General features: G+C 68.0%; 13 protein-coding genes. 8 read left to right on the top strand and 5 right to left on the bottom strand.

Going from position 1 to position 15,111, the window contains the following annotated elements; all coding sequences use genetic code 11:
- Positions 1 to 10: 10 nt before the first annotated feature.
- Positions 11 to 1,072 carry a LacI family DNA-binding transcriptional regulator gene (locus ACY65G_RS19950; RefSeq protein WP_464999039.1) on the bottom strand — a complete coding sequence of 354 codons (1,062 nt, stop codon included), beginning with the start codon at positions 1,070 to 1,072 and terminating at the stop codon, positions 11 to 13.
- A 383-nt stretch (positions 1,073 to 1,455) separates the two neighbouring features.
- Here ACY65G_RS19950 and ACY65G_RS19945 point away from each other — a divergent pair, with 383 nt between their 5' ends.
- The 6 genes from ACY65G_RS19945 to ACY65G_RS19920 all read left to right on the top strand — a co-directional run bounded on the left by ACY65G_RS19945 (position 1,456) and on the right by ACY65G_RS19920 (position 7,956).
- Positions 1,456 to 2,397, top strand: coding sequence for an ABC transporter substrate-binding protein (locus ACY65G_RS19945; protein ID WP_464999038.1), 942 nt, complete (start codon positions 1,456 to 1,458; stop codon positions 2,395 to 2,397).
- A gap of 73 nt (positions 2,398 to 2,470) precedes the next feature.
- Entirely contained in the window at positions 2,471 to 3,979 is a 1,509-nt protein-coding gene (locus ACY65G_RS19940; RefSeq protein ID WP_464999037.1) for a sugar ABC transporter ATP-binding protein, read from the top strand.
- A 108-nt stretch (positions 3,980 to 4,087) separates the two neighbouring features.
- Positions 4,088 to 5,038, top strand: a complete 951-nt coding sequence (locus ACY65G_RS19935) for an ABC transporter permease subunit (protein ID WP_464999261.1) — start codon at positions 4,088 to 4,090, stop codon at positions 5,036 to 5,038.
- A gap of 2 nt (positions 5,039 to 5,040) precedes the next feature.
- Positions 5,041 to 5,985: a carbohydrate kinase family protein gene (locus ACY65G_RS19930; RefSeq protein ID WP_464999036.1), complete on the top strand. Its 945-nt coding sequence runs from the start codon at positions 5,041 to 5,043 to the stop codon at positions 5,983 to 5,985.
- Between the two features lie 185 nt (positions 5,986 to 6,170).
- Entirely contained in the window at positions 6,171 to 7,403 is a 1,233-nt protein-coding gene (locus tag ACY65G_RS19925; RefSeq protein WP_464999035.1) for a carbohydrate porin, read from the top strand.
- Between the two features lie 244 nt (positions 7,404 to 7,647).
- Positions 7,648 to 7,956 carry a hypothetical protein gene (locus tag ACY65G_RS19920; protein WP_464999034.1) on the top strand — a complete coding sequence of 103 codons (309 nt, stop codon included), beginning with the start codon at positions 7,648 to 7,650 and terminating at the stop codon, positions 7,954 to 7,956.
- 34 nt (positions 7,957 to 7,990) lie between these two features.
- Here the strand turns inward: ACY65G_RS19920 and ACY65G_RS19915 are convergent, their stop codons facing one another.
- The 4 genes from ACY65G_RS19915 to ACY65G_RS19900 all read right to left on the bottom strand — a co-directional run bounded on the left by ACY65G_RS19915 (position 7,991) and on the right by ACY65G_RS19900 (position 12,139).
- Complete coding sequence (locus tag ACY65G_RS19915) at positions 7,991 to 9,571, bottom strand: EAL domain-containing protein (protein ID WP_464999033.1); 1,581 nt, start codon at positions 9,569 to 9,571, stop codon at positions 7,991 to 7,993.
- Positions 9,572 to 9,765: 194 nt separating this feature from the next.
- Positions 9,766 to 10,551, bottom strand: coding sequence for a DeoR/GlpR family DNA-binding transcription regulator (locus tag ACY65G_RS19910; RefSeq protein ID WP_464999032.1), 786 nt, complete (start codon positions 10,549 to 10,551; stop codon positions 9,766 to 9,768).
- 60 nt (positions 10,552 to 10,611) lie between these two features.
- Positions 10,612 to 11,091 (bottom strand): heme-degrading domain-containing protein, encoded by a 480-nt coding sequence (locus tag ACY65G_RS19905; RefSeq protein WP_464999031.1) that lies wholly within the window; start codon positions 11,089 to 11,091, stop codon positions 10,612 to 10,614.
- Positions 11,081 to 12,139 carry an oxidoreductase gene (locus ACY65G_RS19900; protein ID WP_464999030.1) on the bottom strand — a complete coding sequence of 353 codons (1,059 nt, stop codon included), beginning with the start codon at positions 12,137 to 12,139 and terminating at the stop codon, positions 11,081 to 11,083. The genes ACY65G_RS19905 and ACY65G_RS19900 overlap by 11 nt, the downstream gene beginning before the upstream one ends.
- 393 nt (positions 12,140 to 12,532) lie before the next feature.
- Between ACY65G_RS19900 and ACY65G_RS19895 the strand changes: the two genes are divergently transcribed.
- Together ACY65G_RS19895 and ACY65G_RS19890 are read left to right on the top strand one after the other, a co-directional pair.
- Positions 12,533 to 14,437: a pectate lyase family protein gene (locus ACY65G_RS19895; protein WP_464999029.1), complete on the top strand. Its 1,905-nt coding sequence runs from the start codon at positions 12,533 to 12,535 to the stop codon at positions 14,435 to 14,437.
- Positions 14,438 to 14,452: 15 nt separating this feature from the next.
- The gene (locus ACY65G_RS19890) at positions 14,453 to 15,106 is read left to right on the top strand and encodes an NF038129 family PEP-CTERM protein (protein ID WP_464999028.1); all 654 of its coding nucleotides are present in this window, start codon (positions 14,453 to 14,455) and stop codon (positions 15,104 to 15,106) included.
- Positions 15,107 to 15,111 lie beyond the last annotated feature (5 nt).

The following is a 15,111-nucleotide window of genomic DNA, read 5'->3' as shown; positions in this document are numbered from 1 at the left end:
CGGCGTGCCGCTATGCCGATTCCCGCGGCACGATCCCGCCGCCGAAGCGCTTGCGGTAGGGCGTGCTGCCGGCGCCATCGAGCCGGGCCTGCAGGCATTCCATGGCGGCCATGCCGATGGCCGCCACGTCCTGCCTGAACGTGGTCAGGGGCGGGTGCAGGTAGGCGGAAATCGGCAGGTCGTCGTGCCCGGCGATGGCCAGGTCCTTGCCGGGCTCCAGGCCGAAGCGCCGGCATGCCGACATCGCGCCGATCGCGAGCCGGTCGGTGCCGCAGGCGAGGGCGGTGGCGCCGGCGCGCTGCCACGCGCCGCTGGACAGCCAGTCAAGGACGGTCCGGAAGCCGTAGCCTTCGAAATCCCATGTCGGCTGCGTGCCGGCCGGCAGGACCAGCGGCGGCCTGCCGGCTTCGGCCATCGCGTCCAGGTAGCCGGCCAGCCTTTCCGCCGGCGACGGATGCGCGACCGGCGGGGCGCCCAGGAAAGCCGGCCAGTAGCCGCGGCCGAGCAGGTAGCGCGTGACCATCGCCATGCTTTGCCGGTTGTCGTTCATCACGTAGTCGCAGTCTTCATGCACATAGCTGTCCAGGTAGACGATGTGCATCTCCTGCTCCAGCCGCCGCAGCAGGTCCAGGTTCTGCCGCGATGCCACCGCGGTGAGCACCACGCCCGCCACCTTCATCGAACGCATCGTCATCAGCGCCGCCGCTTCCTCGGCCGGATCGTCGTACGAGCACTGGATGATCACGTCCATGCCCAGTATCTTGGCCTTCTGCTCGATCGCGCGCAGGGCCTCCGCGAAAAAAGGTTCGTTGATCACGGGGAGGATCACGCCGACGGTGCGCGAGCGCCCCCTCACGAGGCTCGTCGCATGCGGGTCGGGCACGTATTCCAGGTCGCGGCATGCCTGCAGGATGCGCGCCCGCGTGTCCGGCTTCAGCCCTTCGCCGTCGTTGAAATACTTCGATACCGTGGCGCGCGATACGCCGGCCAGCGCGGCGACATCGTGCATGGTGACGGGGCCACGGGGCGCCTGATTCCGCGCGGCGGACGCGGCATTCTTCACAGTTTTCATCAATTGTGTTGACACGTGTAATGTTGGCGATCGGGCAGCTGTCCGAGGCTGTGTGCCGCGCATGGTCGGGCCATGCAATGCCGCAACGGCGCACCATCATAGCAAAAATACTCGTGTGCAAGTAGAGCCTGCCAAGTCACGGCGTTGTTACGGTCGAGGCAGGCCGGCAGGCGAAGCCTGGGCACGCTGCCGGGCGATTTTTCCGGAAACGGATGCTGTCCGGAATGCGCAACGGTGTTGTAAAAAAATCAGTTGACGCGAAAAAGTCGACACGTGTAAAGTTCGCTCGTGACAGCAGAATCACGAACAGGGCAAGGTGCCGGACAACGGCACCGGGGCCGCACCCGCCGGTGCCCGCGCCTTAACTCATCCGGAGACCAGCAATGAAGAGACAAGCACTGTTTGCGTGCATCGCAGCCGCCGCCATGGCCATGGGCGGCGCGGCTCGCGCGGAGCGCCCCCTGAAGTCGGTGGGCGTGGCCGTCAGCGATCTTGCCAATCCCTATTTCGTGGCCATCGGCAAAGGCGCGGGCGACGCGGCAAGGAAGATCGGCGGGCCCAGGGCCAGGGTGGTGACCGTGTCGAGCAAGTACGACCTCCATACGCAGGTCGGGCAGATCGAGAACTTCATCGCCAACAAGGTCGACATCCTCGTCGTCAATGCGACCGATCCGAAGGGCATCGCACCCGTGCTGCGCAAGGCCCGCGACGCCGGCATCGTCGTGATGGCGGTCGACGTGGGTGCCGACAATGCCGATGCCACCATCATGTCCGACAACACGATGGCCGGCCTCGAGTCGTGCAGGCGCATCGTGCAGCGCCTGGAAGGCAAGGGCAACGTGGTGATCGTCAACGGCCCGCCCGTCACCGCCGTGATCGCGCGCGTGGCCGGCTGCCGGCAGGCGTTCGCCGGTACCGCTATCCGCGTCGTGTCCGACAACCAGGATGCGAAGGGCAGTCTCGATGGCGGCATGGAAGTGATGACCAATCTCCTGATCGCGCACCGCCGGATCGACGCCGTCTTCGCGATCAACGATCCTTCCGCGATCGGCGCCGAACTGGCCGTCAAGCAGGCCGGGCGCGCCGACGTGCGGATGGTCGCATCCGTCGATGGCGCGCCCGACGCGGAAGCCGCGCTCCGGTCGAAGAACAGCATCTTCGCCGTCACCACCGCGCAGGACCCGTACCGGATGGCCACCATGGCCATCGAGATCGGCTACGGGATCATGCAGGGCAGGCGGCCGAAGAACCCGACCGTGCTGATCCCGACACCGGCGATCACAAAGGAAAACGTGGCGTCCTACCGGGGCTGGGCCAGCCATTAGTGGGCGCACTTTCCCGGGCAGGCCACGCGGCCGTGCCCGAACAACACATCACAAGAACCTCACTGGAGGAGACATGGCAAGCGTAATTCCACAGCCGGTGCTCGACGTATCCGGCATCCGCAAGCGGTTCGGCGCCGTCACGGTGCTCGACGGCGTGCAGCTCACCATCCGGCCCGGCGAAATCCACGCGCTGATGGGCGAGAACGGCGCGGGCAAAAGCACCCTGATGAAGATCCTCGCGGGCGTGTACCAGCCCGATGCCGGCGAGATCCGCGTCGGCGGCAAGCCCGTGCGGATTGCCTGCCCGGCCGATGCGCGCGCCTGCGGCATCAACCTGATTTACCAGGAACTGTCGGTGGCGCCGAACCTCACCGTCGCCCAGAACATCTTCATGGGCGCGGAGCCGCGCGGGCGTTTCGGCATCGTCGACACCGCGCAGATGAACCGGCGCGCCGCACAGGTGCTGCGCAGCCTGGGGGCGACGTTCGCGCCGACACGCATTGCGAGCGGCCTGTCCATCGCCGACCAGCAGCAGGTCGAGATCGCGCGGGCGCTGGTGCACGAGAGCCGTGTGCTGATCATGGATGAGCCGACGGCGGCCCTGTCCGAGCGCGAGACCGAGCGCCTGTTCGACGTGATGCGGGACCTGCGCGCGCGCGGCATCGCGATCATCTACATCAGCCACCGCATGGCCGAGGTGCGCATGCTGGCCGACCGCGTGACCGTGCTGCGCGACGGCACCTGGATCGGCGAGCTGGATCGCGGGGAAGCCACGCCGGACACGGTCGTGCGCATGATGGTCGGCCGGGAGCTCGGCGGGTTCTACGAGCACGCCCGGCAGCGCGCGCCTGGCGCCGTGCGGCTCAAACTGTGCGGCGTGCACGGCGCGAAGGTGCATCCGGCATCGCTGGAAGTGCGCGCCGGCGAGATCGTCGGGCTTGCCGGCCTGGTCGGCGCGGGGCGCACCGAGCTGGCGCGCCTCGTGTTCGGCGCCGACCGGATGGCCGGCGGAACGATCGAGGTCGACGGCAGCCCCGTGACGATCCGCGAGCCGGCCGATGCCATCCGGCTGGGCATCGCCTACGTGCCGGAAGACCGCAAGGGGCAGGGGCTGTTCCTGCAGCAGTCGCTGCTGGCGAACGTGACGATGAACGTGCTCGGCGCCCATGCGCGCTGCGGCGTGTTGCGGCACGGCGAGCTGCTGCAGGTCACCCGGGATGCCATCGCCCGGCTGTCCGCCCGGGGCGCCGGGCCCGCGGGCATCATCGGCGGCCTGTCCGGCGGCAACCAGCAAAAGCTGCTGCTGGCGCGCTGGCTGGCCATCGGGCCGCGCGTGCTGATCCTCGACGAGCCCACGCGCGGCGTCGACATCGGCGCCAAGCACGAGATCTACCGGATCATCCACGAACTTGCCGATGCGGGCGTCGCCGTGCTGTGCATCTCGAGCGAGCTGGCCGAGATCATCGGCGTGTGCGACCGGGTACTGGTCATGCGCGAAGGCGCGCTGGCCGGCGAACTGCAAGGCGAACGCATCACCCAGGAAAACATCATGGCGCTGGCCACCCTGGCCCAGGCCGCATAAGGAGACATCATGCTCACCGATACAGAGACCATCGCAACTCCCGCGTCCCCGTTGCCGCGCCATGGCGGCGGGCCCCTGGCCGGCGGCATCGGCCAGGCCATCTCGCGCATGTTCGCCACGCTCGGCATGCTGCCGGTGCTCGTGGCGCTGTACATCGTGTTCTACTTCCTGACCGGCTATTTCGCCGAGGACGGCATCTCCAATTTCGCCACCTCGGCCAACACGATGAACGTGCTGCGCCAGACGTCGATCAACCTGGTGCTCGCCACCGGCATGACGTTCGTGATCCTCACCGGCGGCATCGACCTGTCGGTGGGCTCCGTGCTCGCCGTGTCGGCGGTGCTCGGCATGATCGCCTCGCTGCCGGGCAACGCGCCGGCGCTGTCGCTGCCCGTCTTCCTGCTGGCCGGCCTCGGCATGGGCCTGCTCAACGGCCTGCTGGTGGCCGTCTTCCGCATCAATCCCTTCGTCGTCACGCTGGGTACGATGACCGCGCTGCGCGGCGCCGCCTACCTGCTGGCCGACGGCACCACGATCCTGAACCGCGAGATCCCCAGCTTCGAGTGGATCGGCAACGATTCCTTCGCCGGCCTGCCGTGGCTCGTGTGGGTCGCCGCCGCGCTGGTGCTGGCCGCATGGTTCATCCTGCGCCGCACGGTGCTCGGCATGCACATCTACGCGGTGGGCGGCAATGCGCAGGCGGCGCGGCTGACCGGTATCAAGGTCGGCGTCGTCATGGTCTTCGTGTACGCGTTTTCCGGCCTGTGCGCGGGCACCGCGGGCGCCATGTCCGCCAGCCGGCTGTATGGCGCGAACGGCAACTGGGGCTCGGGCTACGAGCTGGATGCGATCGCCGCCGTGGTGCTGGGCGGCACGAGCCTGATGGGCGGCGTGGGAACGATCTGGGGCACGGTCATCGGCGCGCTGATCATCGCCCTCCTCAACAACGGCCTGACGATCCTCGGCCTCTCGTCGTTCTGGCAGTACGTGGCGAAGGGGGCGGTCATCGTGCTGGCCGTCATGCTGGACAAATGGCGTCACCAACAACAGGCAAACTGACCATGCAACAGCTCGAATCTCTCCACGCGTTTCCCCAGTCGTTTCCCCGCTACGTGGTCTTTGGCGAAGCGCTGACCGACATGATCCGCCAGGACGACGGCACCTGGCACTCGCATCCCGGCGGCTCGTGCTGGAACGTGGCGCGGGTCGGTGCGCGCCTCGGCCTCCACACCGGCTATGCGGGCGCGGTGAGCAACGACGCCTTCGGCGACGAGATCGCCGCGGCCGGCGCGCAGGCCGGCCTGGACGGGCGCTTCCTGCAGCGCGTCGATGCGCCGCCGTTCGTTGCCATGGTGACGTCGCGCCATCCGCCGCGCTATGTCTTCCTGGGCGAGAACACCGCGGACCTGCATTTCCAGCCGTCGCAACTGCCGGCCGGCTGGCTGGACGCCGCCGAGGTGATCCACCTGGGCAGCCTGTCGCTGGCGCGCCAGCCGCTGGCGCAGCGCCTGGTGGAGCAGGCCGTCGCGGCGCACCGTGCCGGCCGGCGCATCGCGTTCGATCCGAATTTCCGCGACGGCATGCGCGACCCGGCCTACCGGCCCACCTTCGAGCTGGTCGCGTCGATCGCCAGCTTCATCAAGGTATCCGACGAAGACCTGGCGGGCCTGTTCCCGGCCCTGGCGCCGCAGGCCGCGCTGGGCGCGCTGCGCGCACTCGCGCCGCGTGCCGACATCCTGCTCACGCGGGGCGCCGACGGGCTGTGCCTGGTCAGCGGCGACCGTGTGCTCGAAGCGCCCGCGCGCCGTGTGGCGGTCGTCGACACCGTGGGCTGCGGCGATGCGGCGATGGCGGGCTGGATCAGCGGCATGCTGCTGCATCCGGACATGCCGGCGCCGCGCCAGCTCGAACGCATCGCGGCCGTGGCCGCCGTGGCCGCCATGCACGCGGGGCCATACGCCCCGACGGCGCAGCAAGCCGACGCCCTGCTGGCGGACCGCCAGTAATCCCGCAGGCCGCCCGGCACGGCGTGCCCGCGGCCTGAGCCGCCCGGCACGGCCGGGGCGACGCACCCATCCAGTCCGACCGAACGACCTGCCGGGGCCTTGCCGCCGCGGCGGGACGGGCCCCGCATTTGCCGTGCCTTCGCGCGGCCACGGACTGTGCACGGACACTACAACCAGGAGACCACATGCGCATGAATATCATCGCGCTGGCACTGCTCGCGCTTGCGCAGGCATTGCCGGCCGCCGCCTTGGACATCGAACCCTACCTGCGTGCCAACGCCGGCGTCAATTCCGCACACGGCGGGCAAACCTGCTTCGGCCTGGCCGGCGCGGAATCGAAATACCGGCTGGGCAACGAATGCGGCGTCTATGGCGAGCTGCTGCTCGGCCAGCAACTGCAGCGCGGTACGGACGGTTCGGCGCTCAAGGGCTATGCAATGCTCAACCTGGGCAACGATGCCGCGTCCAGCAATGCGCGGCGGCCGCAGGGCGGCTGGACCATCGGCCTGCCGCAGGCCTACCTGGCGCTGGAAAACCTCGCCGCCCTCGGCGGCGCGACGCTGTGGGCGGGGCGCCGCTACTACAAACGCGAATCGACGCACATCACCGACTTCATGTACTGGAATCCGTCCGGCCTGGGCGGCGGCATCGAGAACGTGCGGATCGGCGGCCTGCAGTTCAGCTATGCCTTCCTGCACGATGACCGGGAAACCATGCCGAACATGCAGGTTGGCGACGCCGCCAGCCGGCACGACCTGCAGTTGCGCGGCTTGAACGTGAATGCGGGCGGGTCGCTGGAACTGGGGCTCACGCTCATCCACGGCAACGGCAACGGCGCGGGCGACCGCCATGGCGGCTCGATGCTCACCGTGCAGCACCGGCAGAAGAATGTGTTCGGCATGGGCGAAAACCGGCTCGCGCTGCAGTGGGGCACCGGTGCGGGCGCCGACAACGGCGCGACCGGCGATACGGGCAACGGCAGCGATGTGCACCGGCTGCGCATCGTCGAAGGCTGGCAGGCGCAGGTCAGCGGACGGCTCGGCGCCGAGCTCGTCGCGGTCTGGCAGCGCGACACCGCGCACGACCCGGCAAAGGCGAAAACGTGGGCCAGCGCGGGTGGGCGCGTGTCGTACGGCCTCGCCGATCATGTCAAGCTGCTGGCCGACATCGGCCACGACCGGGTAGCGCCGGAGCTTGGGGCTGTGCGGCGGCTGACCAAGTTCACCGGCGCCGTCGCGCTTTCTTCTGGGCGCGGCTACTTCGACCGCCCGGAACTGCGCCTGTTCTTCACGCATGCGCGGTGGAACGACGCGGCCCGCGCCGCCGCGGCGGACCGCGATCCGCTGGCCGCGAACGGCATCTTCGGCAAGGCGCTGAGCGGCTACACGGTCGGCCTGGCATTCGAGAACTGCTGGTAGGGGCGGCAGGGCCGATCGCGCCGGCGCAGCGCCGGTCGCGATCGGCCGCAGGCGCCATGCCCGGTGTCGGCAATTCTTACAGTGCCACCGTGCGCGATCGGCCCCGCGTCGCCGTCCGCCTGTCGTACGCGGCGTTGCACGGTTTTTGCTAGGCAGGGGATTTCCACTCCTCGGCCAGACATGCGATTCGCTATCCACTTTCCTTGCCCGGGCATCGGGCGCGCAACCGCGGACACGACCCTTTTTGACGGGGCCCTGCATGCGCTACACGTATGAAATCACGCCCCGTCCGGAAAGCCATGGCGGCGGCTGGCGCCTGCGGCTGCATGCCGACGGCGAGGAGGTCGGCGGCGATGTCTTTCCCGCGCACGAAGCCGATCCCGGTATCGTGGCGGGCTGGTGGTCCACGCTGACGGACGGCGAGCGGCTCGCGTGGCTCGATCGCAGCGGCGGCAGCCTGCCCGCGCACGCGCATCGGGCGTTTCTTCGCGTGGCGGCCTATGACGACGCCGAGCGCGTTGCACGCAGGTGGCTGGAGCGCATGACCTCCTGATCCATCGCCGGCCCGGCAGCAAGGGCCGGCTCCTTCAGCGCTCGGCGAGCTCCGCCTGCCTGGCGAGATATTCGCGCTCGAGCGCATCGAACGCCATCGGCCTGCCATACAACCACCCCTGCGCGACGTCGACGCCATGCTCGCGCATGAACGAAGCCTGCTCTTCCGTTTCCACGCCTTCGGCCACCATGCGCAGGCCGATCCGCTGCGCCATCGCGATGATGTAGCCGACCACCTGGCTGGTCGGTGCGCCGGTGCCGATGGACTGGATGAACACACGGTCGATCTTCAGCAGGTCCAGGTCGAGCGATTCGAGTTGCGACAGGCTCGAGTAGCCCGTGCCGAAATCATCGATCGCGACCTCGATCCCGCGCTCGCGCAGCCGGGCAATGGTTCGCCGCGCCAGGTCCGGGTCGACGAAAGCGCGTTCGGTGATCTCGATGACCAGGTTGCTCGGACTGGCATGCGTGCGTGCCAGGAAATCATCGAGCATCGATGGGAGGTTTTCCGAGTGCAGGTCCGCCGCGGCGATGTTGACGGCGATATGGAAGTCCGGATGTTCCGACAGGAACAGGCCGATGTCGCGCGCGATCAGCGACAGCAGGCGTTCCGTGAGCTTGCCGACCAGGCCATGTTCCTCTGCGATCGGTATGAACAGGTCGGGGCCGATCAATTCGCCGGTGCCGCGACGCATGCGCAGCAGGGCCTCGGCGCCGACCAGCCGGCCGGTCTGCAGGTTCACCAACGGTTGATAGACGACGAAAAACTCGTCGTGCCGGAGGGCGTAGCGCAGCGCCGCCGCGACGGACATCTGGCGCCGCGCCAGCAGCAGGATCGCCGCGGCGAACGCCAGTCCTCCGGCGAAACCGGCGGGCACGAGCCGCCATGCGTTGGCCTTCTCGCGCTCATGCAGTTGCGAAGAGGGGAGCGCGGCGAGGGCGACCGTCGCGCTTTTCGTGGAACGGACGATGGCGACCAGATGGGTGTCGTCGACGAATGTCACCTCGCGCCGGTCCCGCAGATGCGCGCGCCAGCTCGGCGAGACGCGCCCCCTGGCGACCGCGGGCGGCGAGCCGGCTGGCTGGTCGACGTGGAAGATCGCGATGGAAGTACCCGACTTGGCACCGGATGTGTCGAGCGGCAGGTCGCTATGGACGAGTACCGCATAGCCGTCGCGTTCCAGGCCCAGCAGTGAAGCGGGGCCCATGCCATCGACCGGCACGTGCAGGTAAACCCGCACGCCGGCCGCGGTTTCGAAGGTCCGGGCGCCCAGTGGAATCCGGGTCGAGCCGACGGAGGAGCAGACGATGACACCGCCGCGCACCTGCCCGATCGCCTGCAGATAGGTCGACGAAAGATCGATCTGCCGCATCAATGCCTGGGCTTCCGGGGTGCAGTCCGTGAAACCGGCACGCTTGAGCCGCCCGATGCCGAGGAATGCCTGGCGCGCCGCTTCATCGGTGCGGTGCCCCACGTCGCGCGCATAGGCCAGCGCCAGCTCGGCTTCCGTTTCATAGGCGCGGCGTTGCGCTTCGCGATAGGCAAGGAAAGGGGCGAGCAGGATCACCGCAAATGCGGCGAGCAAGCCGAAAAGGTAGAAGGTCTTGCTGCGCATGCTGCTCATCGGGGATCGCGGTGCCGCTCGCGTCATGAAACGGATTCAGGGAGTATATGCTTGTCCGCTACGCAAGAGTGATGCTTCCGGTTATAGCCGGGAAAAATACTGTCGCCGCGCCGATATGGTATTCGGGCATGCGTCCTGGCCTCTCCGGCGCCGGTTCCATGCGGCTCCGGCTGGCGGCACGCAGCTTACCCCAGCGGGCCATCCGCCAGCACGACCGCCACACCGACCGTTTCCAGCGCCGCCATCACGGCGCCGGGTGGCGCCGCATCCGTGACCAGCACATCGATGGCGTCGAATGCGCACAGCCGGTGCAGGAACGCCTTGCCGAACTTCGTTGCATCGGCCACCACGATGACCTGGCTGGCCTGGCGCATCATCGCTTTCTTCAGCGAGCTTTCCTCGTCCGACGGGCAGGTGAGCCCTTGCGGGTCGATGGCGCACGCGCCGAGCACCAGCTTGTCGAACTGGAAATGCGCGAGGCCCAGCCGCGCCTGCGCGCCTTCGAGGCTGCGCTGCCAGGGATTGAAGCGGCCCCCGGTCAGGTGCAGTTCCACGCCATCGCGCCCGGCCAGGGCTTCGGCGATGTCGATGGAGTTGGTCACCGCGTGCAGCGGCGATGCCGTCAGCGCGCGGGCGACTTCCGATACCGTGGTCGAGGTGTCGAACAGGACCCGTTCGCCGTCGCGGATCAGCGCGGCGGCCGCGGCGCCGATCGCCTGCCTGGCGGACGAGGTACCGCCGCGGTCCCGGTACTGGCGCACCTGCCCGCCCTGCGGCGGCAGCACGGCGCCGCCGCGCACGCGCAGCACGCGCCCGTCCGCATCGAGCCGCACCACGTCGCGGCGGGCGGTATCGCGCGTCACGTCGAACAAGCGGCAGATGTCCTCGATGCCGATGCGGTAGTGCTGGGCGAGGTAGACGCAGATCGCGTCCAGCCGCCGCGCCTGCGGCAGCGCTTGTTGTTCGTTCATCCTTGTTCGTTCATCCCTGTTCGCTCGGCTGTTCACGCATCTGTTCACACATCCGCGCGCTCACCGCGGCGCGTCCAGGTACTCCCGCAGCACGGCGGTCAGCAGCTCGTGGTCCTCCTTTTGCGGCAGGCCCGAGACGGTGATCGTGCCGATCACGCCCGTACCGCGCAGGAGCAGGGGGAAGGCGCCGCCGTGCGCCGCGAAGTCCGCGGCATCGGTGCCGCTGTCCGCTTCGAAAGTCTTGCCCTTGCTGCGGTACTGCGTGCCGACGTGCCAGGAGCTGCGCCCGAAGCGCTGCACCACGTTGTTCTTGCGGCGCACCCAGTTCACATTGTCCGGCGACGTGCCGTCCATCGCGTGATGGAACAGCTGGTGGCCGTTGCGCGCGATGTCGACCGTGATGGCCTTGCCCAGCGCGCGCGCGCGCTCGACGAGCGCGGTGCCGAGGCGCAGCGCGTCGGCGTTCGAGAACGCCGTGAACTGCAGTTGCTGTTCCTCGAGGGCGAGTTCCTGCAACAACGTGGCGTAATCATCCTGCATGGCGTTCTCCTTCGGCGGCATCGATGGTGCGGCGTTCCTGGTGGCTGCGCAGCGCGAGCTCGATCACCCGGATCACGTCCACCGCCTCGCGCGGCTGCACGGGTACTTCCTTGCCCTCGGCGATGGCCTCGTACACGCCGCGATAAAAGGATTCATATGCGCCGGGGAGGGTTTCCACGGTGCGGCGCGATCCGTCCGCCGCCGTGACGGTGGCCCACGCATCGGGCGCCTCGCGGCCCCAGCCGGCATCGCCCGGCCGCATGCCGGCCTTCAGCGCGTCTTCCTGCGGATCGATGCCGTACTTGACGAAGCTGCCCAGCGTGCCATGCACCTGGTAGCGCGGGCCGGGTGCGCGTACCAGCGCGCCGGCGTGCAGCACCGACGTCGTGGCGCCATGGTCCAGCACCAGCTCGAACGCGTCCTCGACCTGCGCGCCGTCGCGCTGCACCCACAGGTGGGCCGTGACGGACCGCGGCATGCCGAACAGCTGCAGCGCCTGGTCGATCAGGTGCGAGCCAAGGTCCCACAGCACGCCGGCGCCCGGCTGCGCCTGTTCCTTCCAGCGCACCTTCACTTGCGGCGCATAGCGGTCGAAATGCGCGCGATACGTGTGGATCGCACCCAGTTCGCCGGATTCGATCGACCGGCGCAGCGTGAGGAAATCGCCGTCCCAGCGGCGGTTGTGGTACACGCCGAGCTTCAGGCCTTTCTCCGCGGCGAGGGCCACCAGTTCGTCGCCCTCGCTGGAGGACAGCACGAACGGCTTGTCCACCACCACGTGCTTGCCGGCCTCCAGCGCAGCCCTGGCGAGCGCGTAATGGCTGGCGTTCGGCGTGCACACGACCACCAGCGCGATGTCCGGATCGTCCAGCATGGCTTGTGGCGTATCGTCGCGCTGCACGCCGGGATAGGGCTGCAAGGCTTCCGCCTGCGCGCTGCGGCTGGCAATGCGAGCCAGCCGCAAACCCGGCACGGCGGCGATCATCGGGGCGTGGAAGATGGCGCCACCGAGACCGAAGCCGATCAGTCCTGTCGCATATCGCTGCATGGTTCACCCTTCATGAGGTTGTTTAAGTCAAATCGCTTATGGATTGTAAGCGATTTCATGCAGATCCGTGGGCTGGCAAGATGCCGTGTCGTGGAACCACTGCACCTTGCGCGAGGCCGTCGAGCCGGGCGGCATGCTGCGGCACTTGCAAAACGCGGTGCAGGCGGTTTCGCGCATGGCTGCTCTGGCGCGGCGCAGACCTCGGAACGGCATGGAAGCGACATGCACTGCAAAACAACGCTGAAAACGTTTGACCGGGCAGCAAACGATCAAGTCGTTGATAAATTGTATTTTTATTCACCAGTCCGCGGTACGTTTTTCGCCAGTTGCGCCATTTTTGGTCGAGCCAAATCTATACTGGCCTGACCAATAATGACCTTGAAGGAGGCGAATATGGAGACACGACATACCCGATCCACCCCGGCGGGATTGCCATGCCGGACAGCATTCGGCATGCTGGCCGTTGCGCTGGCCATGCAGGGCTGCGGCGGCGAGGCGGGCACGGACCCGGCAACCGGGCCGACGGCCGCCGCGGCGCCGAAGGCCGCGGGCGCGGCGTTGCGCACCTTGTCGCAGCTAGCCGCGGCGCCACGGGCGCTGGCCGCCCCGGCCACGGGCTGGGCATCGCAGGGCGCGGGCACCACGGGTGGGGCGGGCGCCCCGGCCACCAATATCTACGTGGTGCGCAACTGGGCCGAACTCAATGCCGCCCTGGCGAACGCCAACAGCCCGACCTATGCGAGCGATCCTGCGGCGGCCAAGCGGGAACCGAAGATCATCCGCATCGCCGGCACGATCCACGGCACCGACCTGGGCAACGGCCAGCTGGCGGACGAGGCGTACTACAAGTCCATCAACACCACGGCCGCCAAGTGGGACTTCAACCTGTACCTGCAAAGCCTGGACACGGCCTTCATGGCGAATCTGGCGACCCTCGTGGCCCAGGGCGACCCGGAAGCGATCGCGCTGCGCGCGCGCATCTCGGCGCTCAGTTCCGCGCGCACCACGCTGCGCCGGCTGCAGAAAACGCAGATCCAGTTCATCGTGCCGTCCAATACCACGATCGTCGGCGTGGGGCGCGACGCCCGGCTGGTCGATGGCTACTTCTCGATCAACGCCACCAGCAACATCATCATCCGCAACCTGGAACTGCAGGCGCCGGCGGACCTGACGCCGAGCTGGGACGGCAAGGGCAGCTGGGATTCGAGCTTCAAGGCTATTTCCGTGGTGACCGGCAAGCAGCTGTGGATCGACCACTGCACGCTGACCGACCGCGCGCAGGCCGAGGAAATCGTGACCATCAACGGCGTCACGTCGCGCGTCAACCGCTTCGACGGCCTGATCGACATCGAGGACAGCAGCGACTACGTCACCATTTCGTACAACGTGTTCAAGAACCACGACAAGACGAACATGGTGGGCGGCTCGGGCGACCAGAACGGCGTGAAGGAACGCGAGTTCAACCGGCTGACCTTCCATAACAACGTGTGGCAGAACATCACGCAGCGCGCGCCGCGCGCCCGCTTCGGCCGCATCCACGTCTACAACAACTACTACCGGGGCGACACGGCCGCCACCGACTACCGCCTGGGCTACTTCATCGGCATGGGCGCGGAATCGAAGATCCTGTCCGAGTCGAACGCGTTCGAAATCAGCGGTCCGAACCCCGCAACGTACGCGTCGAAAGTGGTGTCGAACCTGAACGGCTACCAGTTCAAGGACGTGGGCTCGTGGATCAACGGCGTGCCCGCTTCCGCCGAGATCGAGGCCGCGGCGCGGGCGGCGCTGGAATCGAACTGGGCCAACGTGCTGGCCGCCGCCACGAAGAGCGGTTTCACGGTGGGGCCGTACACGAACGTGCTGGGCTGGACCCCCACGTACACCTACCGGCCGGGCGCATCGTTCGACGAAGTGAAATCGCACAACCTGGCCACCGCGGGCTCCGGCAAGGTGGCGATCGATGGCGCGAACCTCGATGTGACGTCCAGCTTCTCCCTGCAGCGTTCGGGCCTGGCGTGGAACCGCATCACCGGCAAGTACGGCGCGTCGATCACGCTGACCAACACCAGCAACGCCGCGCTGACGGGGCCATTCCAGCTGACGCTCGACGGGCTGCCGGCGGGCGTTACGCTCGACAATGCCAGCGGCGCGCGCGGCAGCGTGCCCTATATCACACTGAGCACGCTGGCGGCCGATACCATCGCTCCGGGTGCGTCGGTGACCGTGCCGCTGGTCTACACCAACCCCGGCAAGCTCGCCATCGGCTATACCAATGCCGTGTTCACCGGACTTTTTTGAGATCGAGGAAACCCCATGATGCACAACCTGAAAAACCGCATGGCCTGGTGCCTGGCCGCGCTGGCGCTACTGGCCAGCCAGGCCGCCCTGGCGCTGCCCGGTCATCACCTCTCCACCTTCCATGTAAAGCTGGATACCCGCGGCTTTGCCGGCCAGGGCCTGCTGGACCTGACCTTCCTGGCCAACGCCGGCGCCACGCCGGCCAGCGCCATCCTGGACAACTTCGACGGCGCGTTCGGCGCACCGTTCGATGCCTCGCCCGGGGCAGTCGGCAGTATCACGGGCACCACACCGGCCGCGGTCGTGCTGGGCAACGGCCATGGCGGCAACTACCTGACGCAATTCGTGCAGCTCGGCGGGTGGTTCAGCTTCGATATCCGTTTCGACGGCGCGTTCGCCACCACGGAGAACATCGACGCCTCGCTGTTCGCCGCCACGCTGTATAACGCCGACCTGACCGGCTATATCGGCGATGCCGGCAGCTTCGTCGAGTTCGCGCTGGCGCCGCAGGTGAACGGCATCCCGGGCACGATCTCCGTGACGGCGAGCGGCCTGGCCACCGTCACCGACATATCGCCGGTGCCGGAACCTTCGGCCCTGCTGATGGCATTGGCCGGCCTGGCAGTGCTCGGCGTGTACCGGCGCCGGCAATCGCTGGCGGTGCGCTAGCCGCG

The organism is Pseudoduganella sp. jia 12 (genome assembly GCF_055502675.1).
The sequence above is the reverse complement of the archived record's forward strand: the minus strand, read 5'-3'. Positions and strand labels throughout refer to the sequence as shown.